We start from the raw sequence: 21,535 nt of genomic DNA, 5'->3' as shown, positions 1-21,535 counted from the left end.
TAGAACAAAACCTGCCCCGAGGAGCAGGTTTGCTAGAGAAAATAAAACGCCCCCGCCGGGGGCGCGAAAAAACTAAAATCACGTGAAGCATTCGCTGAGCAGGGCCGGGCCCAGTTCAGCCAGTTGTCCCAGTAGCTCTTCAAGTCTAGCCATGGTGTTGCGGTCATTTTTGGACACCAAGTCGAGAAACTCTTCTGCTTCCAGAGCAACCAGTTCCGTGGTTATCTCGTTGATGCTCTCCAGCAATGGAACAGTCACTTCAGCAGTGCGGATAATTGCCCAGCGGGTGAGCTCAAACTCGGCGCCCAGGTCATAAAGATACCATTCTTCCCAGTAGTGCATGGAGCCGGGCAGATCCCAGAGCACAGACTCCAGCGCTTCCGTCAGTTCGCTGTCCAGGGCCGCCGCAACCTGGGGATGGGTGAAAATACTCGTCGCCGGACCCAATAGATACTTGCGCATGCCGTGAACACGCTGCCAGGACTGTTGCCACTCCTCTTCGCTAAACTCTTCGTCCAGCAGGGGCTGAAAAGCAGCCAAGCCCTCTTCGCCAAAATTATGCAGCGCATTCAGGCTGTGGCCAAGCATCTCGGTCTCCCAGGTTTCTGCATCTGGCGCCTCTTTAGCAAAGGGCTGGAATAACAAAAGTGCAGCCAGGACAATGACGATAAGTAGTCCACCGAATTTAAGCCATCCTGGTTGCGCACAGCAAGAACGGGTTTTCGCTGTCTCCGTTTCGTGGGACATTATATCACCTCAGACAGATTATATTTCAAAGCTTATATAAAAATATTCGTCAACTCGCTGGCAAATACCTGCCCACCCGGGGACGGAGGTTAATTGCGCCAATTCGACGCTTGCCCAACACCTAGTCCCTGTAATTTGCTTTGTTCTCTGCGCTGCACTTGCCCCGGCATCGGGAAACGGGTAACATAGGATGGAACAATCAGGACACAAGAGAGCTGTCCGATTGTGCGAGAGACATGGCAGGAAATCATCTTTATGTCTAGAAATATATCCTTGTGCTTGTGGCTGTTGTTTCCTAAGCCAAGTAAAGGAGTGTGCCGAATGGGAATAGAGAATATTAACTGGGAGTATCTTGCAATATTACTGGCAGCCGGGGTTGTAGTCCAGCTGATCTGGCAGCTATTGCATATCAAAAAAGACTTGGGGGGAAGGATAACACAGGTTAAAAATCCGGTAAGAACAGTGTTCTTAGTCTTGCATGGCGCTGGCCTACTGCTGTTTGCAGCCTTGTGTATACGCTATGCAGTTCAGTTTTTTTCGGGGAATGAATTAGCTGTTATCTACGAAATTCATGAAGGGCGCATGGCAATCTTGACCGGTGCAGCTGCAATAATTAATCTGGTATTGGTTATTAAGCATTGGACCGATGATATGATCAGAGAAAAGGGTCTCTGTGCCGGTTTCAACCTCTATAAATGGGAAGAGCTTGATGGGTACACTGTTAACGGCAACCAAATAACTATCAACTCGACAAGGAAGACTTTTTCCGGCGTGCAAAAACAAATAAAGTGGACGCTCAGTGATGAAGAGACGAAAAAGGTAAGAAGTATCCTGTCAAAAAATATCAAGAAGCGAAAAAAATAAATCCCGTTATTCCTACCATTAAGTATGATTGAAATTAAATCGATCAAAATACCCCGTGAGGGGTATTTTTTGTCGGTATTTGTTGAAGTTTCGGGCGTTGTTTTTTGATTTAAGGCAGGAAACCAGTGTATAAAAACAGAATATTGCCAAAGGGGAGAAGTTCGTTCCCTTGTTGCTGTTCACCCTTAGAGAGCGCAAAGCGTGATGAACTGAGGTGAAGTTGATGCAGCGGTTTACCAATGACGAGGCTGGCTTTCAAAATTGGTGTCGGGAGCATCCCCGGGGCTATGTGCTAAACCAAGTTGGCAATAGTAGCGCCGAAATGGTCACCATCCACAAGGCGGCTTGTCGACATCTTGCCGGCGCCCGGCCTGGGACTGAACGTATTTGTTCAGGAGATCTGTTTGAGTTAGAAAAAATCGCCGCAGACTTGGGAGGGCTTTACTGGCGCCATTGCCGTGCCTGCCTGAATAAGCCCCGCCGCTCTGTCTGCGGTTGGTAGCATTACGCTCCCCTTTCTGCCCCCAAGGGCAGTTCTTTATTTCCCGGGAACAGCAGGAAAACAGTGCCTGATGCCGAACTAGTTTATACCTGAAATACAAGGAGGTAGTGGAATGTCCGATGCCAGTTTCATTATTTGGCTGCAACAGTTTTCTACCCCGTTTCTGGACTCATTCTTTATAGCTGTTACCTTTCTCGGCGATGAGGAGTATTTATATCCTCGCCATCCCCCTATTGTTTTGGCTTTACAACAAAAAGTTTGCCTTCCGATTTGGCCTCTTCTTCCTGCTTAACGCATATATCAATTCCTTCATAAAACATATCTTTACCACCCAGCGTCCGCCCCTGGAATTGCATAAAATTGAGCAGGGCGGCTATTCCTTCCCCAGCGGCCACGCCCAGGGCAATACCGCCTTTTGGGGTTATCTGGCACATCAGCTTAGGAAGCGCTGGGCGTATGTTGCCGCCGCGGTGCTCTTTACCCTCGTTGCCTTTTCCCGGGTCTGGCTGGGAGTACATTTTCCCATCGATATTATTTTTGGTATTCTCATTGGTATTGCCTGGATTGCCCTTTATGAGTTTCTCTGGCGTAAAATAAAGCTGGAACTCACTTTGAATCAGTGGATGTTGGCCAGTATCGCCTTTGTCGCTGTGCTTTTCCTGATTCATCCCACAGGCGACGGACCCCTGACCACTGGTTTCGCCCTGGGGGCCCTTTGGGGCTACCGCCTGGAGCTGGAATTTGTCGGGTTTAAAGAGCGGGGAACCTGGTGGCAGGGGATTATCAAGACCGTAATTGGTCTGGCTGTGCTTTTTGGCCTGCGTATTATCTTAAAAGAGTTGTTTGAAGTGATGCTCTTTGGCTCCCCCGAGGAGGGACTTGCACTCCATGCCGCCACATTCCTACGCTATCTGATCATGGGGCTGTGGGTAACATTAATTGCTCCCTGGTTGTTCCGGCTCATGCGCCTGGAGCGCCGGGACCTGACAATCGATAAAGCCGCCTAGCCGGTGACTTTCTGCTACGAATGTAAAACAATGCCCCGCTCGCGCGGGGCTTATTGTATTTAGTTTTATCGTTGTGAGGCAACAAAAGGCAATTAATTCCCGACCGCCCTAGAACTCAAGGCGTTTTTGCTGTGGTATAATCGAAGTATAAAACCGTGTGGTCTGGTTGCTAAAGTTTACGAGAGAATGGCAGCAATGAATTAGAGGTGAGAGACTGTGCCAAAATTGCGGATTGCCGGCCTGGTTGCGCTTGGCGCAGCAACGCTTTTAATTTTAAATGCAGCAAGGTTTTCGCAGCTGGTGGAAACTGTCTATGCTAGGAGTCTGTATCGTTGGCTCATCAGCCCCCTAAGTAGATTTACCGGCATATTTCCCTTTTCTGTAGCTGAAGTTCTGGCTATAGCGCTGGGAATCTGGCTTCTGTATAAGCTGGTGCGGGCAGCCATAAGTCTTTACAGGGCCCGGCGCCTGAACTGGTACGCCCTTGGGAGGCAGCTGACCCGACTTGGCGTTGGGGCACTTGTCGTTTATGTGGTGTTTAATTTGATGTGGGGATTGAACTATCATCGCAGCTCATTTGCCGAGCTTTCCGGTCTGCCGGTGGAACCTGCCTCGACCGAAGAACTAGCGGTTCTGGCAGAAGAACTTGTCCACATGGCCAATGCTTTGCGGGAACAAGTAACAGAGGATGAGCAAGGAGTCATGACCCTGTCCACAGATATCCGTGGCATGTTCAATCGGGCCCAGGCGGGTTTCGACAACGCTGCGAAGCTCTATCCCGAACTGGGCGGGAACTTTGGCCGTCCTAAGGGGGTCTATTTCTCCAGATTTTTATCCCTGTCAGGCATCAGCGGCATCTATATACCCTTTACCGGAGAGGCGAATGTGAATATCGATATTCCCCATATGCTGCTTCCTGCCACCACCATTCACGAAATGGCCCATCAGCGGGGTTTTGCCCGGGAAGACGAGGCCAACTATATCGGTTGGCTGGCCAGCAGGCTGCACCCGGACCCTGACTTTCAATATTCCGGGACAATGTTGGCAATGATCCATACCATGCGCGCCCTCTACCAGCATGACCCGGAGCGGAACATGGAAATCCGGGAGCTGTACAGCCCGGGTGTGGCCCGGGATTTACGGGACTGGAGCGCATACTGGGCCCAATTCGAAGGCCCGGTGGAACGGGTCTCCACCCGCATGAATGATACCTATCTCCGGGCCAACCGCCAAAGCGACGGAGTTCAAAGCTACGGCCGCATGGTCGATTTGCTTCTCGCCGAATTCCGCGGACAGGGGGACAGGTCCCTTGTCCGGGACTGAGTGAACCAACTGGCGAAGGTACGCAAACTGTGAGATCTACACATTTCCATAACAGAGCCGCCCCAGGGTAGCTCTGTAGTAGTAAGGGCTGTTCCCGTCAGTTGAGGGAACAGCCCATTTTTATTCCGTTGGCACAGAAATCGAGTTAACCAACTCATCAACAATATCCTGTTGCCTGAGTCCCTGCAGTTTATCTTCGGGGTTAAGAATCAGCCGGTGGCTGAGGGTCGGTATCGCCATTTCCTTGATGTCATCGGGGAGCACGTAATCCCTGCCCCGGAGCCAAGCCAGGGCCTTGGCGGAGCGGGCGAGAGCCAGTGAGCCCCGGGGGCTGACCCCCAGGTAGAGGGCGGGGTGTTTGCGGGTCGCCGAGCAGAGCTCAACAATATAGTGGAGCAGGCCGTCACTGAGTTTGATACTGCCCGCAAGCTTTTGAGCCGTCATTAGCTCATCGGTGTCCATAACTTGCCCGATACCTGTAAGCGGGTGACTGCCATCCTCTTGGGAGCGGACAATTGTCATTTCTGTATGCTCCTCGGGGTAACCGATCTCCAGCCGCAGCAGGAAGCGGTCCAGCTGAGCCTCCGGCAATGGGAAGGTGCCTTCGTATTCAATCGGGTTTTGGGTTGCCACCACCATAAACGGGGAGGGCAGGGACCATGTCTCGCCGTCTACCGTCAGCTGCCGCTCTTCCATCGCTTCCAGCAGACTGGACTGGGTCTTGGGCGAAGTACGGTTGATTTCATCGGCAAGCACGATATTTGCCATCACCGGGCCGGGCCGGTATAGAAACTCCATGGTCTTTTGGTTGTAAATCGTCACCCCAATTACATCAGAGGGCAAGAGGTCCGGGGTGAACTGGATACGGCTGAACTTGCCGCCCAGGGAGCGGGCGAGGCCCTTGACCAGCATCGTCTTGCCCAGACCCGGCACATCTTCCAACAGGACGTGTCCCTGGCAGAGCAGTGCCACGCACAATAACTCGACCACGGACCCCTTATCTATTAGAACCTGGTTAAGATTATCCAGAACTCGTTGCATCTTCGTCAAGCTAACTCCCCCTCGTTAAGCGGATATCCAGATTTTATCATATTTCCCGCTGGATAACCAATTCAGAGTTAGTTGCAGCCGGACGAGGGACCTGTCCCCCTGTCCGGACAGTCAAGTAATATAGCACAGGAACAATCACCATTGTCAGAACGGTGGACATGATCAGTCCGAAAAAGAGGACCAGAGCCATGGGGGCGGTCATCGGATCGCGGCCTAAAATCAGCGGCACCAGGCCGGCGCAGGTGGTTGTGGCGGTCAGCATGATTGGCCGGTAGCGAATATCAACAGCCCGACGGCAGGCATCTTGCACACTTAGTCCAGACCGCACTCCGTCGTCCATTACCTCCGTCAAGATGATACCGTTATTGACGACAATCCCAAACAAACTCACGGCGCCAAATAGTGCCATCGCCTGGATATCGATCTGGAAGATAAACAGGCCGAGGAACACGCCGGTCAGGGGGAGTGGAATGCTGGTCAGGATAATCCAGGGTTTACTGAACCGCTTAAACTGCACCAGCAGTACCATGTAGATTAGGCCAATTGCTGCCAGTGACGTATAGCCGAGGTTGGAAAGCAGGTCGGTTATATTCTTCAACTCGCCACTATACTCGATGGACACCCCTTCGGGCAAAATCTCCTCTCCGTACAGGCGCCGGAAATCCAACTCCAGTTTGGCAGGGGAGTAGCCCGGTAAAACATCGCTGAGCACAGTGATTGTCCGTTGGCGGTTCTGACGGTAGATTGAAGGCAGTCTCGCCTGAATATCCACTGAGGCCAATTGGTTCAGCTGCATATAGGCATCGATGGCGGAAGATTGGATTGGCAGCCGGTATAAATCATCTAAGGAGCGGATATCTGCTTTCACGAGAATATCCATCTCTGCGCCTCCGGCCCGGTAACTGGAGGGGGTGGCGCCCATCAAAGCAGTATTGATTTGTTTGACGATGTTGTACTTTAATATTCCGCTGGTGGCAAGGTAATCTTCGTCAATGCGCACTACATATTCGTATTCCTTGGGGGTGAAATTGTCCCGCACGTGAATGGTGCCGGGCATTTCCGCCAGCACTTCCTGAACGATGAGCGAGGCATCAATCAGGTCATCCAGGTCATGGCCGCTGAGATTAAATACCAGCTTTGCATCGGCGGGCATTGAATACTCCAGGTGCTTAACCTCCACCTGGGCGCCGACGATGCGCTGATCCATTGCCTGCTGAAGCGCAAAGCCCAGCGCGTCATTATCCTGATACTCACTGTTTCGGTAATCCAATTGCAACACAAACTGAGCCGTGTCCGGGGAGGGGGGAACAAGCGGTGCAGTTATGAAAAACTTGGGCACGCCGGCCCCAACTGCCGACACCACATGGGTTATCTCCTCGAACTCCGCCAGCACCTCCATGACTTGGTCATGGATTTCGCCGGTTTTCGCCAGGTTCAGAGATTCGGTGTTCACATTGATGTAGATCATCGGCTTATCCGAGTAGGGGAAGAAACTCATGCCCAATTGGGCAAAGAGCAACCCGGCGATTAGCAAAGTGGCAAAGGCGCCGGCAATGACCCGGCGGGGGTACTGGAGGCCAAAGTTTAGCAACGTCTCGAAGAACCGCTTCGGTAGTGAGTGGGAAACCTTCTCCACCCGTTGCTGAGATTCCGGCTTGAAGAAGATATAGGCAAATACCGGAATGATTAACATGGCCACAAAATAAGAGGCCAGCAGGGTTGCGATCACCACTAGCGGGATGGTGGCCACTGTTTTGCCGATAATTCCGGGAACAAACAAGAGGATGCCAAAGGCGATGATTGCCGTCAGGGTGGAAGTAAATATCGGGCGTGCCGTTTCCTGAACTGCCGCCTGAATCGCAGCGAGTTTTCCTCGCCGGCGTTTATACGCTGCTGAATCGCCTCGCTGATAACAATCGCATTATCCACCAGTATTCCCAGGGAAATAATTAGTGCCGCGATGGAGATAAAGTGGAACTCGATATTCAGCAGATACATAGAAATCAGGGAGAGTAGAATTGAGACGGGCAGCGCTATTGAAACCACCAGGGCGTTGCGCAAGCGCACACCAATCATGACGATGACGACAATCAGGCCGATGCTTTGCAGCAGATTAATAATGAAGTTATTTATCGAGCGGTCGATATCCTCGGGGGAAAAGACCAACTCATGAAACACGATATCCGGAGGCAGGTATTGTTTTTGCTCCTCAATTACCTGGCGCACCTCCCTGCCAATCAGGACGGCGTTGGTGTCGGTCTCAAAATACCCGGTCAAAAGCACGGCATTTTGGTCGTTGTGGCGAAAATAGTAATCGTCGGTGGGTTCAATGCTGACGGTTGCCACATCACTCAGGCGCACAAACCCAACTTCTTGCTCGGAGCCACTGATGACAATATTCTCGATATCCCGTAGGGACTCAAAGGTCGCCGGGGTTTTAACATTTATGCTGCTGTCGTCGTAATCAATAGAACCAGAGGGGATGTTGAGATTCTGGGCCTGCAGGAGGGCAACCAGTGTTTCCATGGATATCCGGTATAAGTATAAGCCATCGATATCCACGTTGATAACAACCTGTTTTGTCAAGCTGCCATCGATGTCTACCCCGATGACCCCATCCACGTTCTCAATTGCTTGCTGGATTTCCAGGGCATAACTGGCCAAATCGTCGAGACTGTACTGGTCGTTGGACAACGAGAGGATAAATTGGGGCACATCGGCCAGGTCGGTGCGGATGTCGCTGGCCAGCGCTCGCCGTCATTCATGATTGTCGGTAAGGAGAGCCAGATCCCTTCTCTGGGACCGGTATTAATTTGCACCGCCGCAGTTTCACCAAGGTTCAGGCCGGTCTCTTCCTCAATGGCGATGCGGGCTTGGTATGTGCGGCTGGTTGTATCGGGGAGCAGAGCCACATCGATGACCGTCCCCTGGAATTCCTTTTGGTTAACGGTGACTGTTGCCTCCATCCCTGTCTGGATTGAATTGACATCACCTTGGGACAACCCGATATCTGCTGTCACCGTATGAGATGCCACTACCGCCACCGGCGCCAGGGGGGGGTGGCAAGGTCGCCCGCCCCAGCGACTACCTTTACCACAGTACCGTCCAGCGCCGCCACCAGCTTTGTTTGCTCGATGTTTCCTCGGGCCAGGTCCAAATTGTTCCGCGCGATATTATATTGAACGTTGGCGGCGTCATGGGCAGACTTGGCGGCCTGGTAGCGGGCGTAGGCGATCTGCACTTCCACTGGCTCACCGCTGTTCTCTGCCCGCTCGTAAGCGGCCTTAGCCACCTCGTATTCCACCCGCTTAGCCAAAAAGTCGGCGTAGGCTTCGGTCGCCTCCTCGCTTTCCGGCCCATGCTCCGCGGCCAACTGCTCAAACTCTGCTTCCGCCTCTTCCATGAGCACTTCTCTGGCCAGCATCTCTTCTTTTGCGTCAATAATCAGCTGCTCGCTCTCCGCTTTACATCCAGGTAGGCAGATTCCTCTGCGCGCATCAGGGCGGAGGCTTCCGCTCGCTGGTGACGTGCCGCCTCCAGCGATTCTTGGGCATTACTCAGGGATATTTGCGCCGATTCCGTCTCCAGAGTCGCCAGCACATCCCCTTTTTTCACCCGTTGCCCTTCTTTGACATGCACCGCTTCTATTGTGCCGATGGTGCTAAAGGTGGCCTGGTGTAACTCCAGGGGTTGGATGATGCCGATGTACTTGGCATACTCCTCGTTGATGGCGCTGTTAATGGCCAGCACTCTAACCTGGGCTACTTTGGGCTCGATAACAGGCTCAGGTTTTCCATTTACAAATACAACAGCAACGACGATAACGGCGGCCAGGACTGCTCCGGCAATCAGCCACTTCTTATATTTTTTCATAATGGTCCCCCCCGGCTGATAGCATCAGCGTGTATAAATGTAAGTAAGTTCGAATCGTCCAGCGAATTTCCGCAGGCTGCATCGAATTTACGGATTCCTTAAAGCCTCGGGTCAGTCCGGCAATAATCGACTCCGAGAGCATGTGACAAAGTAGCTCCACCTGGCGGTTGGAAGCGTAATCGGGGAACCAATTGTCTACAAGCGCAGTCAGGGTTTTTTTGAACCACAAAATCAGCTGTTCGGCGTAGTGTGAGTGATACATAAGGATGATGAATTCTTGTTGATCCGCAATGAAAACCTCCACCAACTGATCAGCCATTTGTTCAATGCGGACCTGAAAATGTTCAAGTCGCGCCTCAGTCCCCTCGGGCTGTGTCTTGATCAGCGGACTAATTGTCTGTTCCAGTTTTTCCAGGGTGCCGGCCAATATCTCCTGGGCCAGCGCCTCTTTATTTTTGAAGTAGCGATAGACATTACCCGGACTCATCTCAGCCGCCTTGGCGATATTGCGCATCGATGCGCCCTGCAGGCCATAGACATAAAATTCCTTTTTAGCTGCAGCAATAATTGCCCGCCGATATTCATCCTTGAGGACTTGGGCCATAAGTAAACCCCCGTTCATTTTTGGTGCTGTTCAATAGTATACGCCTGTTCACAATTGTATGCAATAGGACAAGGGTATGGTATAATTTCCCTGAAAGCACGGGGGTGAAATAATGAGTAAGCAGGAAAAAGCGCAGCGGGTACTCTCGATATTCTATAAGTTGCTCCGGGGCCAGGCCGTCAGCAGGCAGCAACAGGCCAACAGCAGCAACAGGTCAACCAGGACATTCGACCGCGATATCGAGGAAATACAGTGTTTTCTAGCCGATGAAATACCAGGAATAGAGCTAGAGTTTGATCGTGCCAAGGGCACCTATGCTCTGCCACGCGACATGGAGATTTGGCTGAGCATGGAGGAAATTCTGGCCATTGCCAAGATCATGCTTGCCAGCAGATCGCTTAATAAGGAGGAAATCAAGCTTCTAAATAAGTTAACCAGGCTTTGCGACCCCGATGATGAGAAGGTTGTCCGCGAGGCAATCGGGGACGAAATGCACCACTATACCCCAGTTAGCCATGACAAAGCGCTTCTACGTTCGTTGTGGGACTTGAATGACGCTATCAGGCGCAGTCTGTTGGTTGAGCTGACGTATACCAAGGCGACCGAGAACATGCCTGTGCAGCGAATTATTGAGCCGGTGGCCTTGCTTTTTTCCGATTATTACTTCTACCTGATTGCCAATATCGTTGGTACAGCTTACCCTGTGCCCACAGTATACCGTCTGGACCGCATTCAGGGCTATACAGTCACTGATCGGCACTTTCGCGCCCAGTATGGACGGTTTAGTGAAGGCGAGTTCCGTAAACGCATCCAGTTTATGCAAAAGGGTGATTTAATGACGCTCCGCATCCGGGTTAAGCTACCGGCCCTTGAGGCGACACTGGACCGACTGCCCACTGCTCGCGTTATCAGTCAGTCTGGCGATGTCTACATGGTAGAGGCCGAGGTATATGGTGGCGGGATTAAAATGTGGTTGCTCAGCCAAGGAACCAATGTGGAGGTCGTGTCTCCCCAGGATTTTCGGGACGCGATGCGAAACGAGATTGCGGCCATGGGGGATATGTACTGATGAGTGTTCTGAAAAAATATCGGTTAGAGTTAGAGTGCCTTGAGCCAGGCTTTGTCTATGGACTGGGTGGCACCGAATGTCATGGACTTTTCTTCGCCATGTTGGCCAATAACGCCGTCGCCACCAAAATCCACGACACTGACAGCAACCCTTTTTCGCTTTCCCCTCTGCGAGGAAGTGGACAGCGCTCTAAGGGCAGATTTCACTTAGAGTCAGGGCAGAGATATTTCTTTACTGTTGCAGCTCTGAACAGGGAAATGTCGGAAGCTCTTATCCCAATGTTGGAACAGGTTCGGCCCGAGCACAACCTGCGTCTTGGCAGCGCCACATGTCGCTGGCTGAAATGGACTCTATTGCTAGAAAGTGATTATCAGAAATTGAAAACAAGGCCCGGGGAAGCGAAACACCTGACCATTCGTTTCAGTTCACCTACATCGTTTCGCAGTCAGGGCCAGCAGTTGCTTTTTCCTGAGCCGCAGCTAGTTTTTAACAGTCTTAAAGAACGGTGGAACCGGTGTGCCCCGGAGTGCTTGAATCTACCGGAGTTGGATACACGGCTTATGGTCAGCCGCTATCAGTTGGAGACAAGCTTTATTAAGTTCAGCAAATATGGCCAGTTGGGTTTTACCGGCAGTGTGGAATATACTTTTGCCCCCTACATCGAACCGGATGTAAAAAAGACAATAATTGCATTGGCTCATTACGCTGCCTTTGCCGGCATTGGTTACAAGACCGGCATGGGTATGGGCGAGGCTAGTTTGCAGTAAATAATGTTCTCAAATGCTCTTGACAGTTGCATTTGATGGTTAGGGCAGTTGAGCTCGGGCTTTATGATTTTGACGGCTATAAGCTGAACTCCGAAAAACTGGACAGTATTTCAAGCGGAAGTTGCTGACCATAGAGAAATTATTTTACGTAGAGTTTGCTACTATTGGCATAATTAAAATTGCAACCAGATTAAAAAAAGCTAGTCAATTCGACTTGCTCTTTCCATTTTTTGCAGGAAAAACTTTTAGGCTGTAGAATTCAGAAAATACATCCTCGTGACACAACTTGTCACTGCTACTCTGTATAATCAATTTAATCATCTTTTACAGGGAGGTGAATTGATGGAGATAGTCATTACTCGTACCGGAGATCCTTGGATGGACTGGGGTTTAGTTGCTCTCGCTCAAGTCGCTGAGGATAACCCTGAACTTGACGGGGAGTTGGAGAGTGGTATGTTGAGGCTTTCTGTTACCAACGTTGAAGTTGCTTCAAACTTGCTGCGGAACTACCTGGTCGAGCAGCTAAATCGCTGTGTTTTGCGTCCACTTGAAGTTAAGTTGTTGGGTTACGGAGCAAAAAGGTTGGAAACAGGATTTTTGGACCCAGGCCAGGAGTGGAAGTTAAGCGACAAGGAACGGCAATATGCAGTGGAGCGTCTGCGTCATTTTGAGGCAAAACGACAACGCAAAAACGTCGATGCCGAGGATTTACGGGTGCCAAAAATAAAACCAGGAGCAAAAGTGACGGCATCATTGAAGCGCAACTATCCGGGCATAAAGAAGGACTGGGAGAAGCTAGGTAAGGCAGTGGATGAGGATGTACGAGCGTTTTTTGACCAGTGGCGGTCCGGCGGGGACAAGCCTTGCAGCTTATGTGGCAGGGAGGCGGCAGTGGAGTATGAGATGCGTCAGAACAAAAACCCGTTCTATAATCAGCATCATAACAACGTGGTGCGTGGCCACCGGGGTTCTGTGGTCGTAGCATCAATGTGCCCCACTTGCAACTTGCTTAACACCTTTGCAGCTGCTTGTGCAGATTTGCCCTATTTCGTTGAGGGGCGGACGCATTTATTGGTGCCTCAGGTGGATGACCTGACCCTATTAGCTGAAGTGCGACATTTAATTCGCAACAACAGTCTTGATATGGCTTCCCCTTTGCTTCTAAGTTACCGGACCAACATTCGGGAGCTGCCTGGTGGGGACGCTGATCTCTACACTTCGCTTATCGGCGTCTACTGGAATTTGCGTCACCGTTATACGTATCACGAGGAAACGGGATTGGAAGATTGGGATTTTGGTCTCGAGCCGGCGAAGCAAACAAAGGTCGGGCGTTGGGTTGTTTATCGGTACAGCAAGGGGACCAACGTAATTTTCGCCCATTTCAACTTTCTACAAGTGAACAGCCGTCTGTTCAAGTTGGTGGAGTCGCTTCAGTACGGGGATGGGAAGGAAGGAGACTTGTATCGTCATTTACTGCGGTTTATGTCTGCAGGCAACCGCAGAAGTCGTGAATTGTTCAGTGAGGGTCTGGTGAGCAGAAACTGGCGCCACGTCTCGACAGCATTGTTTGACCTGTATAAAGAGGGAAGGCCCCTTGCGACGGGTTTTGCCCGACCATTCTTTGATTATGCCCTGGAGGTGGATAATGTGTTGGAAAAACAATTGCTGGAAGATGTAAGGACTGTGTCCGGTATAATCGGGCGGGTATTTGCTTCTGACGTTGGTCTAATGACTAGCATCAATAATGCCCACGACGAGACAACTTTACGTCGAGTACTTAAGGATGCATTCCTCAAAATGCACAAGATTGCCGCTACCACCAAAAAGTTCGGCGGCGAGGATGTATGGGCTCCCAAGGAGAGCCGGGTGGAAAATATTTTGTCGTCGGTAAACAAAGAAAACGTCGCGGAGATACGGGACACGATGCTGATCTATGCCAGCTTAGCAGCTATGCATAACCTACGCAATGAGAAAAAAGAACAGGGAGGCGAAGCTAAATGAAGGCGATAACCTTAGTGTGGCTGACCAAGGCGGACTTGAGTAATCTCAACTCCGGTCAAGGCAGTGGAAACCTTACCGAACTGAAGACATATGCCAACGGCTCCAAGCCGTATGTTTCCGGGCAGGCAACCCGTACAGCCCTTTTTGACACAATTGCACGCACCTATCCGGACAAGTTCAAATGTGTCAGTGAACGCCCTTGTGCTGATGTGGAAAATTGTTGGGGCTGCGACCTCCGTGGTTTTCTGGCCACCAAGGAAGGTGAAGGCGGAGACCGGCGCTGGTCGCCGCTGAAGGTGACCCCCGGGCTCGGTCAGATTCCAGCAGAGATAGTAACGGATCTTTTAACCCGTTCAAGTGTAATGGATAAGGATGAACGGGCTAGCAAAGACATGCGTATTGCCAACGTGCAGATGGCAGAAAATATCTATCGCTTCGCGCTGGTCTTGGATGTGGCCAATGTCGGCCTGATGCGCAGGCCCGTCATTGAGGGGAAGAACAAGGAGCAACGGGTCACTGGTTGGGATGTTGCAGTAGAAATCGGCGAGGAGGAACGCAAAGCACGGATATCTGCTGTCCTGGATGGGGTGTTTAACCTCAGCGGATTTGCCAAACAGGCCCGGGCAGCCGCTTCCTTGGCCCCGGATATGTTGCTAGCGATTGTACAAGACACATATAATCAGCGGGGTTTGAAAGCGCTGGAGTTAAACGATGATGGCACTATCCAAGTCGATACTCTAAATGTGGCATTACAAGAAAACAAGGATTTAGGTCACAAGGTGTTTTTTGGCGGTATTCCTGGTCTGGTAGCAAACTGGCCTGCAGTGCGTGAGACTTTGGGTCATCATCGGGTGGAGGTAATGCCGGTTCACAAGGTCATCCAGTCTCTCAAAGCGTTGCTATAGGCGGTGGCGGCGATGAAATCGCTTGTCACGGCTCGACTCAACGTGCCCTTTTGGTGCTCATTTCGGATGCCATACACCATCAATGTTAATTTCAGTTATCCTGTGCCGCCGCCGACTACGCTGTTCGGGCTGGTTGGTTGTGCCTTGGGCATCCCCGCAGACCATTATGACCTGATGTCACAACTCCAGATTAATGTAGGTTTGGAGGCAGAAGGTGACATAATTGAAACCTATTCCCGGATTATTAAGCGGGACAGTCGTAACCCGGATCGGCGGACCTTGTTAATTCGGCAGAAATTGCTCCAACCCCAGTTTCGAATGTACTTATTGGCGGAGGACAGGTTGGCCCAACAGATTGCAGCCGCCCTCATTAACCCTGTCTACCCACTGTCTTTGGGGGAAAGTGATGATTTGGTCGAGATTGACCAGGTGGAAATGCACGCCGAATCTAAAGAACAGGCGACCGTTCTCCACGGCGCCCTGCCCGTGGAGACAGGTGTTAAGCCAACGAATGAGAGCCAAACCGTTTACCTGCCCATTGGTTTCAAGATGGCAAAGGGCAAGCGCTCATGGACTGGCGTCGAATACAGGACGTTTTACTTGGCACCCAAACTGGAGCTTGATCAGCCGTTGGAGGCATGGGTCGCCGGGAACAGGCGGGTGGTGTTCTGATGCTCTTGGCCAAGACGAAACCGGAACAATCTTTGGCCGGGCATAGCGAGTTGACCCGGGAAAAGATGTTGAGAATTATTCGTCGTTCGTTGTCGGTTTGGCAAGCACGCTTGAAGCAACTTGGCTTGCCGGTTGACGGCTTGGAAGAAATAATGGAATTTATGGCGGCCGCCCATGATTTGGGCAAAGGCACAGGCCCCTGGCAGCGTTATTTGCGCGGTCAGGGGCCGCAAATCACACATACGTTGTTCTCGATGCTGATGGCTAAAGAAGCATATAAAGGTAAGCAGGACCTTTTTGCTTTAGCCATGCTCTTGGCCATACTGTCCCACCATGGGCAACTGCACAACGGCAGTTTTCAAGATGCTAGGACAACAGCTTTGGGGCGGATTGGCGCAGAACTTCAACATATAAACGCAGTGCTTGCGGATTTAGATTTGCCTCCAATCTCCAAGGCGGAGTTTACTGGCGCTGAAGGACAAAGAATCGTCAATAAGCTGCAAAGAATGGTTGCCGGGCTGGACTCAGAACAACGGCTTCGCTTTAAAGCGCTCTACTGCCTGTTCCATACCCAATTACGCTTAGCCGATAACGAAGCCAGCGCCAACCTGACTGGCGGGGGAGGCATGATTCGCTTCCACTGGGGGGCCGTAAAAGGGTTTAATCAGACGGAAGTCGCAACAAGTCCCAATGAAATTCAACGACAAGTGGCAGCTACAACTGGTAATTTGATCCTTCGGGCCGGTTGCGGTGTGGGTAAGACCGGGGCCGCTCTTACCTTCGCCATGGATAAAATCCGGGCTGATGAGGCCGACCGAATTATCTTCACTTTGCCAACTCAGTTCACTACCAATTCGATGTACTGGGATCTGCCCGGTAAATATGGTATTCCTGACAAGTTAAGGGGAATTTATCATTCAGAAGTTGAAAGTGTGTTGCGTCTGGAACCGGATGGAGAACGGGATACCTGGAAGCGACAGCAGAAATACCAAAACACTTTCTATAACCTGCCTGTGACCGTATCCACAGTGGATCATCTGCTGTATTCGTTGTTACACAGCTATAAATATGCCGATCGTTCCTTCGGCAATATCTTCACTGCCGCGGTAATCTTTGATGAGGTTCATTATTATGACCACTTTACACTCAATAAAATCGGCCAATGTCTGGAGCTGATGCGCGATCTGCACATTCCCCACATGGTTATGACAGCGACCATGCCCCAGGTAGTGCTTGACCGTCTGCAACAGCAAGCCGGAGGCTCATACCAAGTAATTAATCAACATGAGCAAATACCTGCACGACCGTACACCGTTATTAAAGAAGATCAGCCGATTATGAGTGCAGAGGGTAATTTATCAACACAGCTACTGTCCCTAGTCAAACATTATCTGGGCAGCAAGCAGATGCTCGTTGTAAACCGGGTAGGGCTTGCCCAGAAACTGGCCCAGAAGTTGGCAGAAGAGTTCCCGAAAGTGAATATTGTATGTTACCACTCCCAGTTCCGTCGTTGTGACCGTTCGGATAAGGAGCGCTTGGTCAAAGCACTGTTTGAACCTGTTTCTGAGCGAACCGCCGAACAAAGAGAGTTGATTGCAAAATGGGGCTTGAGCGATAGTGAGGGCGTGCTTTTAGTCAGTACCCAGGTTTGTGAACTGAGTCTGGACATCAGCGCGGATGTTATGTACAGCCAAGCTGCTCCGGTGGATAGTATCGTTCAGCGCGGAGGCAGGTTACATCGCAAAGGAAAATTGCCGGACAACAACAGCTGTGATTGTCCGGGCTGTCAAGCCCGCAATTATCTGCCGGCCAATCATGATTATCACCTGCATCTTTTCCCGCTGGACTGGCAGGACGAAAAAGACTTTTTGCCCTACGGGTTGCCGATTCAACGGGAATGGCTGCTGCGCAGCTGGCAGGTTGTCCAGGGTGATTATACTTACGCCACAGCCCAAACTTGGGTTGACCAGGTCTTTACTGATTCGCCGGATTTGTGCGATTCGGTTATGCGCGAGATGATTCTGGAAGACATAGTGTTTGGTCGTACGCCAAAAGAACGCTACGGAGATGAAGGTGAGGAGTCTTCTGCCGGAAGTTTCCAGGTTCGGGATATTCCCAATTCAACAGTAACAGTAATTCCCGCCTGTTATGAGCGAGAAGTGTTAGCAAAAGACAATCGAGATGTTATTGCCGACTACGGGGTCCGGGTTGCCGTCTGGTTGTTTCAGGATTACGGTTACGATAAAAACAAACTCTGGTTTTTGGATTTACCCTACTCTCCGGAGTTTGGTTTTGAGAGGGGGAGAGAAAAATAACTGAAGCACCATTGCTGCCGGTTTCCGGTGTGGCTGAGCTGCTCTATTGCCCACGCAACTATTACTACCGGGTTGTGGAAGGTGCTGAGGACACTAACTATTTTGTAGAGAAGGGTGTCGCTGAGGAAGAGAGACGGGATGCCTATGGTCAGGTGGACAGGGGCGAGTATGTGCAATACAGGCGTATTCATGTCAGTTCTGAAAACCTAGGCCTGTCAGGAATCCTCGATGTGGTGGAAGAGAAAGATGGACAATATTATCCTGTTGAGTTCAAGTCTGGTAGCCGCGGTAACAAGCTAAATGATGCAGTACAGCTATGTTGCCAGGCCATGTTGTTGGAAGAACATTTGCAGCAGGATATAGAGAAAGGTTATGTCTATTATGCTGCCAGTAAGCGCCGTCAGGAAATCTGGATCGATGAAGGACTAAGGGAGACAACACGGTTAACCCTTCGTGAGGCGAGACGAATAATCCAGTCGGGGGAAGTCCCAAACCCTGTTGCAGATTCCCGATGTAACGGGTGTAGCTTGGCGACCCGTTGCCTACATGAAGAGGTTGATAGTCTTAATGCAGGAACTAAACCAGCGCGACCTTTACCCGGAATAAATCTGGGCCGCACTCTTTATGTTGATACCCCAGGAGCTTATTTGCGTAAACGAGGCGAACGAATAGTGGTAACTCAGGACAATGATAAAATAGCGGATGTGCCGCTCACAGATGTGGACCAGGTTGTGGTGGCCAATGGAGTGAATGCATCTGCCAGTTTGCTGACTAACTTGCTACGTAAAGGAGTGCCCACCTTTTTTATAACAAGGGGCGGTCGACTAGAAGGCTGGCTTAATCCGTGCTGGAACCGTAATATTCTGCTTCGGCAAGACCAATTCCGTATGTCCCTGGATGAAGATTGGCGGTTAGCTATAGCAAAAAAGATTGTTTCAGGCAAAGTTGGCAATATGCGGACAATGTTAAAGCGTTATGAGCGGGGAAACGATGATGAGAAAATTGCTGATAGCGCTCGGCAGCTTGGGATTATAGGTCAGAAGGCAACAGAAGTTGAGTCGCTAGATAGTCTACGAGGACTTGAGGGAAACGCTGCACGGAATTACTTTAGTGTGTTTGGTTCGCTTCTTAAGGAAGAGACAACGTTTGATTTTACTAACCGTAACCGACGGCCCCCCAAAGATCCCGTAAACGCCCTGCTCAGTTTTGGTTATGCCATGCTTACGAAGGATGTTACTTCCTCCTTAATGCAGGCAGGCTTAGACCCATATCTGGGGATTTATCATGTTGCACACTATGGTCGCCCGGCGTTGGCTCTGGATCTCATGGAGGAATTTCGCAGCATTATAGTTGACTCGGTTGTTTTGACCGTTATCAACAAGGGCGTTATAGCCATCGAGGACTTTGAGGACTATTTTGGGGGCATCCAACTAAAGGAGTCGGGTAGGAAGCGGTTTTTTATGGCGTATCAACAACGAATGGCTCAAGAAATTAATCATCCGGTTTTTGAATATACGCTTCCCTATAGACGAACTATTGAATTGCAGGCGCGATTCCTTGCTAAGGTTATCAGGGGAGAGTTGCCTGATTACAAGGCGTTTTTGGTCCGATGAAGCTGAAGAATATTGTAATAGTCTATGATATTGCTAATGACAGACGTCGCACCCAGGTTTTTAAACTTTTAAAGAATTATGCGACCCGAATTCAGTATAGCGTCTTTGAGGGCAACTTAAGAGATGAAGACATCGTTTGGCTGGAAGCACATTTATCAAAAATGATCAATCACAAAGAAGATAGCATAGCTTTCTTTAACCTTTGCAGCAAGTGCAAAGAGACAGTACGTCGGGTAGGTATGATACCTGACGCAACGGGAGACCGGGACATAATAGTTTAATTGTACCATCCGTTATGGTATAATGTGGTAGCATGATTTTAGGAATTTCGGCATTCGAAGTAATCGAGCATCGCTGGTGTTGGAAAAACCCCGGCGATGCTCGAATCAATAAACTCAGGGGGTGAAGGATATTTTAGTGGTTTTCAAAGCACCAATGATAGACGAAAACAGGCGATGCTCGAAAATGAAGGTTTGCTCCTTAGAACCACAAGGGGTTTCGGCCCCGCCGTCTAAACAAAGCTAATTCCCCTCGGGGAGTTGAAAGTTGTGAGGGGGTGCAACGCGACTCGCAAAAGCTGGCGTCTAAACAAAGCTAATTCCCCTCGGGGAGTTGAAAGTCTGGGCTTCCAGGTATGTGGGGTCGTGGGCTTTGCGGGTCTAAACAAAGCTAATTCCCCTCGGGGAGTTGAAAGATCTCTCCGTCCAGCTGGTCAGCCTTTAGCCCATACGTCTAAACAAAGCTAATTCCCCTCGGGGAGTTGAAAGCTTTTCTGCGCTCCTGTCGCCCTCGGGCTCAGGGTGTCTAAACAAAGCTAATTCCCCTCGGGGAGTTGAAAGTCGGCAGCTGCATAAGCTGTCACGCCCGCGGTGTTAAGTCTAAACAAAGCTAATTCCCCTCGGGGAGTTGAAAGTACTCGGAACGCCTGGTAGCGGAAAATCATTTTCAGCGTCTAAACAAAGCTAATTCCCCTCGGGGAGTTGAAAGAGTGTTACGTTCAGGCCAGCGGCCCGCAATTGTTCCTCGTCTAAACAAAGCTAATTCCCCTCGGGGAGTTGAAAGAAATTCCGCAAAGCTTGCCGGAGGCATTACGTTTGGCGTCTAAACAAAGCTAATTCCCCTCGGGGAGTTGAAAGGTTATCCGTTGATCCAGGGTTTAAAACTGGATAAAAGTCTAAACAAAGCTAATTCCCCTCGGGGAGTTGAAAGGCGGCGCTGCGATGTCTGCAGCCTCAGTGAGCTTGTCTAAACAAAGCTAATTCCCCTCGGGGAGTTGAAAGCCCAAATAAATGTATTCTAGTCGCCCTGAACTCCATGTCTAAACAAAGCTAATTCCCCTCGGGGAGTTGAAAGCATACACACCACCAGTCCCTAACACCTTCCCCATATGTCTAAACAAAGCTAATTCCCCTCGGGGAGTTGAAAGAGCAAATGCCCAGCTATTCGATAATAGTTATGTCGTCTAAACAAAGCTAATTCCCCTCGGGGAGTTGAAAGCGCTCAACCTCCGCATAACGCACCGTGTTCTTTGTTTCCTGTCTAAACAAAGCTAATTCCCCTCGGGGAGTTGAAAGCAGGCTTTTTGCAGTGCAGTTATTCTTGGGATAATTGAGTCTAAACAAAGCTAATTCCCCTCGGGGAGTTGAAAGGTACTTATCCGCCTGGCCGTTGACATGGTTGATAATGTGTCTAAACAAAGCTAATTCCCCTCGGGGAGTTGAAAGTCAAGATAGCCTGAAGGGTGTCAGAGTAGAACTGCCGCTGTCTAAACAAAGCTAATTCCCCTCGGGGAGTTGAAAGTTTAACATGCGCGCCAGGGGCAACGTTAAATCAACGTCTAAACAAAGCTAATTCCCCTCGGGGAGTTGAAAGAAAATTAGCTCTGATCAGCTTGTTTAATTATCCAGTAGTCTAAACAAAGCTAATTCCCCTCGGGGAGTTGAAAGTTTTCAGTTCCGCCCAATCCAGCTTCGGCGGCTGAGGTGTCTAAACAAAGCTAATTCCCCTCGGGGAGTTGAAAGTTGTTACCGGCAAAACCCTGGCTGAGTGCCGGGAGAAGGTCTAAACAAAGCTAATTCCCCTCGGGGAGTTGAAAGCCCATCGACATCTACAGTAACGACAAATACCTGCAGGGCGTCTAAACAAAGCTAATTCCCCTCGGGGAGTTGAAAGATCGGCGCTTTGGCCATGGTCGCTCATCAGCGGCAGAGTCTAAACAAAGCT

The 21,535-nt window shown here is 50.4% G+C and carries 20 protein-coding genes and 1 CRISPR repeat array; of the genes, 12 read left to right on the top strand and 8 right to left on the bottom strand.

Annotation, left to right across the window (positions count from 1 at the left end; genetic code table 11):
• Positions 1–78: 78 nt before the first annotated feature.
• The gene (locus FH749_15130; protein ID MTI96784.1) at positions 79–747 is read right to left on the bottom strand and encodes a hypothetical protein; all 669 of its coding nucleotides are present in this window, start codon (positions 745–747) and stop codon (positions 79–81) included.
• A 321-nt stretch (positions 748–1,068) separates the two neighbouring features.
• Here FH749_15130 and FH749_15125 point away from each other — a divergent pair, with 321 nt between their 5' ends.
• The 4 genes from FH749_15125 (at position 1,069) to FH749_15110 (ending at position 4,443) form a co-directional block, all read left to right on the top strand.
• The gene (locus FH749_15125; GenBank protein ID MTI96783.1) at positions 1,069–1,611 is read left to right on the top strand and encodes a hypothetical protein; all 543 of its coding nucleotides are present in this window, start codon (positions 1,069–1,071) and stop codon (positions 1,609–1,611) included.
• 214 nt (positions 1,612–1,825) lie between these two features.
• On the top strand, positions 1,826–2,113 hold the full coding sequence (locus tag FH749_15120; GenBank protein ID MTI96782.1) for a hypothetical protein: 288 nt from the start codon (positions 1,826–1,828) through the stop codon (positions 2,111–2,113).
• A gap of 200 nt (positions 2,114–2,313) precedes the next feature.
• Positions 2,314–3,120, top strand: coding sequence for a phosphatase PAP2 family protein (locus tag FH749_15115; GenBank protein MTI96781.1), 807 nt, complete (start codon positions 2,314–2,316; stop codon positions 3,118–3,120).
• Between the two features lie 216 nt (positions 3,121–3,336).
• Entirely contained in the window at positions 3,337–4,443 is a 1,107-nt protein-coding gene (locus FH749_15110) for a DUF3810 domain-containing protein (GenBank protein MTI96780.1), read from the top strand.
• A gap of 120 nt (positions 4,444–4,563) precedes the next feature.
• On the opposite strand, the gene FH749_15105 is transcribed toward FH749_15110, so the two are convergent.
• The 7 genes from FH749_15105 to FH749_15075 are packed head-to-tail and all read right to left on the bottom strand — an operon-like array spanning position 4,564 to position 9,988.
• Positions 4,564–5,484 (bottom strand): MoxR family ATPase, encoded by a 921-nt coding sequence (locus FH749_15105; protein MTI96779.1) that lies wholly within the window; start codon positions 5,482–5,484, stop codon positions 4,564–4,566.
• Positions 5,485–5,530: 46 nt separating this feature from the next.
• Positions 5,531–7,351 carry an efflux RND transporter permease subunit gene (locus FH749_15100; protein ID MTI96778.1) on the bottom strand — a complete coding sequence of 607 codons (1,821 nt, stop codon included), beginning with the start codon at positions 7,349–7,351 and terminating at the stop codon, positions 5,531–5,533.
• Positions 7,300–8,241, bottom strand: a complete 942-nt coding sequence (locus FH749_15095) for an efflux RND transporter permease subunit (GenBank protein MTI96777.1) — start codon at positions 8,239–8,241, stop codon at positions 7,300–7,302. The genes FH749_15100 and FH749_15095 overlap by 52 nt, the downstream gene beginning before the upstream one ends.
• Positions 8,094–8,528 carry an HlyD family efflux transporter periplasmic adaptor subunit gene (locus FH749_15090; GenBank protein MTI96776.1) on the bottom strand — a complete coding sequence of 145 codons (435 nt, stop codon included), beginning with the start codon at positions 8,526–8,528 and terminating at the stop codon, positions 8,094–8,096. Before FH749_15090 ends, FH749_15095 begins: the two co-directional genes overlap by 148 nt.
• Positions 8,528–8,917, bottom strand: coding sequence for a hypothetical protein (locus FH749_15085; protein MTI96775.1), 390 nt, complete (start codon positions 8,915–8,917; stop codon positions 8,528–8,530). Before FH749_15085 ends, FH749_15090 begins: the two co-directional genes overlap by 1 nt.
• A 20-nt stretch (positions 8,918–8,937) precedes the next feature.
• On the bottom strand, positions 8,938–9,366 hold the full coding sequence (locus tag FH749_15080; protein ID MTI96774.1) for a biotin/lipoyl-binding protein: 429 nt from the start codon (positions 9,364–9,366) through the stop codon (positions 8,938–8,940).
• The gene (locus FH749_15075) at positions 9,353–9,988 is read right to left on the bottom strand and encodes a TetR/AcrR family transcriptional regulator (protein MTI96773.1); all 636 of its coding nucleotides are present in this window, start codon (positions 9,986–9,988) and stop codon (positions 9,353–9,355) included. Before FH749_15075 ends, FH749_15080 begins: the two co-directional genes overlap by 14 nt.
• A 94-nt stretch (positions 9,989–10,082) precedes the next feature.
• Between FH749_15075 and FH749_15070 the strand changes: the two genes are divergently transcribed.
• From FH749_15070 to cas2, 8 genes are all read left to right on the top strand, one after another.
• On the top strand, positions 10,083–11,039 hold the full coding sequence (locus FH749_15070) for a WYL domain-containing protein (protein MTI96772.1): 957 nt from the start codon (positions 10,083–10,085) through the stop codon (positions 11,037–11,039).
• The gene (gene cas6 / locus FH749_15065) at positions 11,039–11,806 is read left to right on the top strand and encodes a CRISPR-associated endoribonuclease Cas6 (protein ID MTI96771.1); all 768 of its coding nucleotides are present in this window, start codon (positions 11,039–11,041) and stop codon (positions 11,804–11,806) included. The genes FH749_15070 and cas6 overlap by 1 nt, the downstream gene beginning before the upstream one ends.
• Before the next feature lie 342 nt (positions 11,807–12,148).
• On the top strand, positions 12,149–13,807 hold the full coding sequence (locus tag FH749_15060; GenBank protein ID MTI96770.1) for a hypothetical protein: 1,659 nt from the start codon (positions 12,149–12,151) through the stop codon (positions 13,805–13,807).
• Positions 13,804–14,712 (top strand): DevR family CRISPR-associated autoregulator, encoded by a 909-nt coding sequence (locus FH749_15055; protein MTI96769.1) that lies wholly within the window; start codon positions 13,804–13,806, stop codon positions 14,710–14,712. Before FH749_15060 ends, FH749_15055 begins: the two co-directional genes overlap by 4 nt.
• A 12-nt stretch (positions 14,713–14,724) precedes the next feature.
• Complete coding sequence (gene cas5 / locus FH749_15050; protein MTI96768.1) at positions 14,725–15,384, top strand: CRISPR-associated protein Cas5; 660 nt, start codon at positions 14,725–14,727, stop codon at positions 15,382–15,384.
• Positions 15,351–17,699, top strand: a complete 2,349-nt coding sequence (cas3, locus tag FH749_15045; GenBank protein ID MTI96767.1) for a CRISPR-associated helicase Cas3' — start codon at positions 15,351–15,353, stop codon at positions 17,697–17,699. The genes cas5 and cas3 overlap by 34 nt, the downstream gene beginning before the upstream one ends.
• The gene (gene cas1, locus FH749_15040) at positions 17,696–19,312 is read left to right on the top strand and encodes a CRISPR-associated endonuclease Cas1 (protein ID MTI96766.1); all 1,617 of its coding nucleotides are present in this window, start codon (positions 17,696–17,698) and stop codon (positions 19,310–19,312) included. The genes cas3 and cas1 overlap by 4 nt, the downstream gene beginning before the upstream one ends.
• A complete protein-coding gene (cas2, locus tag FH749_15035; GenBank protein MTI96765.1) occupies positions 19,309–19,593 on the top strand; it encodes a CRISPR-associated endonuclease Cas2 in 285 nt (94 codons plus the stop codon). Before cas1 ends, cas2 begins: the two co-directional genes overlap by 4 nt.
• A 228-nt stretch (positions 19,594–19,821) precedes the next feature.
• A CRISPR array of direct repeats spans positions 19,822–21,484; the repeat unit is 37 nt; unit sequence GTCTAAACAAAGCTAATTCCCCTCGGGGAGTTGAAAG.
• Positions 21,485–21,535: the final 51 nt, after the last annotated feature.

Source organism: Bacillota bacterium, assembly GCA_009711825.1.
Classification (GTDB): Bacteria; Bacillota; Proteinivoracia; order UBA4975; family VEMY01; genus VEMY01.
This window is presented reverse-complemented; position numbering and strand designations above follow the sequence as displayed.

What these genes read in the sequence shown, in the direction of transcription:
- FH749_15130 (MTI96784.1), bottom strand. Translation starts at nt 747, where the DNA reads ATGTCCCACGAAACGGAGACAGCGAAAACCCGTTCTTGCTGTGCGCAA.
- FH749_15125 (MTI96783.1), top strand. Translation starts at nt 1,069, where the DNA reads ATGGGAATAGAGAATATTAACTGGGAGTATCTTGCAATATTACTGGCA.
- FH749_15115 (MTI96781.1), top strand. Translation starts at nt 2,314, where the DNA reads ATGAGGAGTATTTATATCCTCGCCATCCCCCTATTGTTTTGGCTTTAC.
- FH749_15105 (MTI96779.1), bottom strand. Translation starts at nt 5,484, where the DNA reads ATGCAACGAGTTCTGGATAATCTTAACCAGGTTCTAATAGATAAGGGG.
- FH749_15085 (MTI96775.1), bottom strand. Translation starts at nt 8,917, where the DNA reads ATGCTGGCCAGAGAAGTGCTCATGGAAGAGGCGGAAGCAGAGTTTGAG.
- FH749_15080 (MTI96774.1), bottom strand. Translation starts at nt 9,366, where the DNA reads ATGAAAAAATATAAGAAGTGGCTGATTGCCGGAGCAGTCCTGGCCGCC.
- FH749_15075 (MTI96773.1), bottom strand. Translation starts at nt 9,988, where the DNA reads ATGAACGGGGGTTTACTTATGGCCCAAGTCCTCAAGGATGAATATCGG.
- FH749_15070 (MTI96772.1), top strand. Translation starts at nt 10,083, where the DNA reads ATGAGTAAGCAGGAAAAAGCGCAGCGGGTACTCTCGATATTCTATAAG.
- cas6 (MTI96771.1), top strand. Translation starts at nt 11,039, where the DNA reads ATGAGTGTTCTGAAAAAATATCGGTTAGAGTTAGAGTGCCTTGAGCCA.
- FH749_15060 (MTI96770.1), top strand. Translation starts at nt 12,149, where the DNA reads ATGGAGATAGTCATTACTCGTACCGGAGATCCTTGGATGGACTGGGGT.
- FH749_15055 (MTI96769.1), top strand. Translation starts at nt 13,804, where the DNA reads ATGAAGGCGATAACCTTAGTGTGGCTGACCAAGGCGGACTTGAGTAAT.
- cas5 (MTI96768.1), top strand. Translation starts at nt 14,725, where the DNA reads ATGAAATCGCTTGTCACGGCTCGACTCAACGTGCCCTTTTGGTGCTCA.
- cas3 (MTI96767.1), top strand. Translation starts at nt 15,351, where the DNA reads ATGGGTCGCCGGGAACAGGCGGGTGGTGTTCTGATGCTCTTGGCCAAG.
- cas2 (MTI96765.1), top strand. Translation starts at nt 19,309, where the DNA reads ATGAAGCTGAAGAATATTGTAATAGTCTATGATATTGCTAATGACAGA.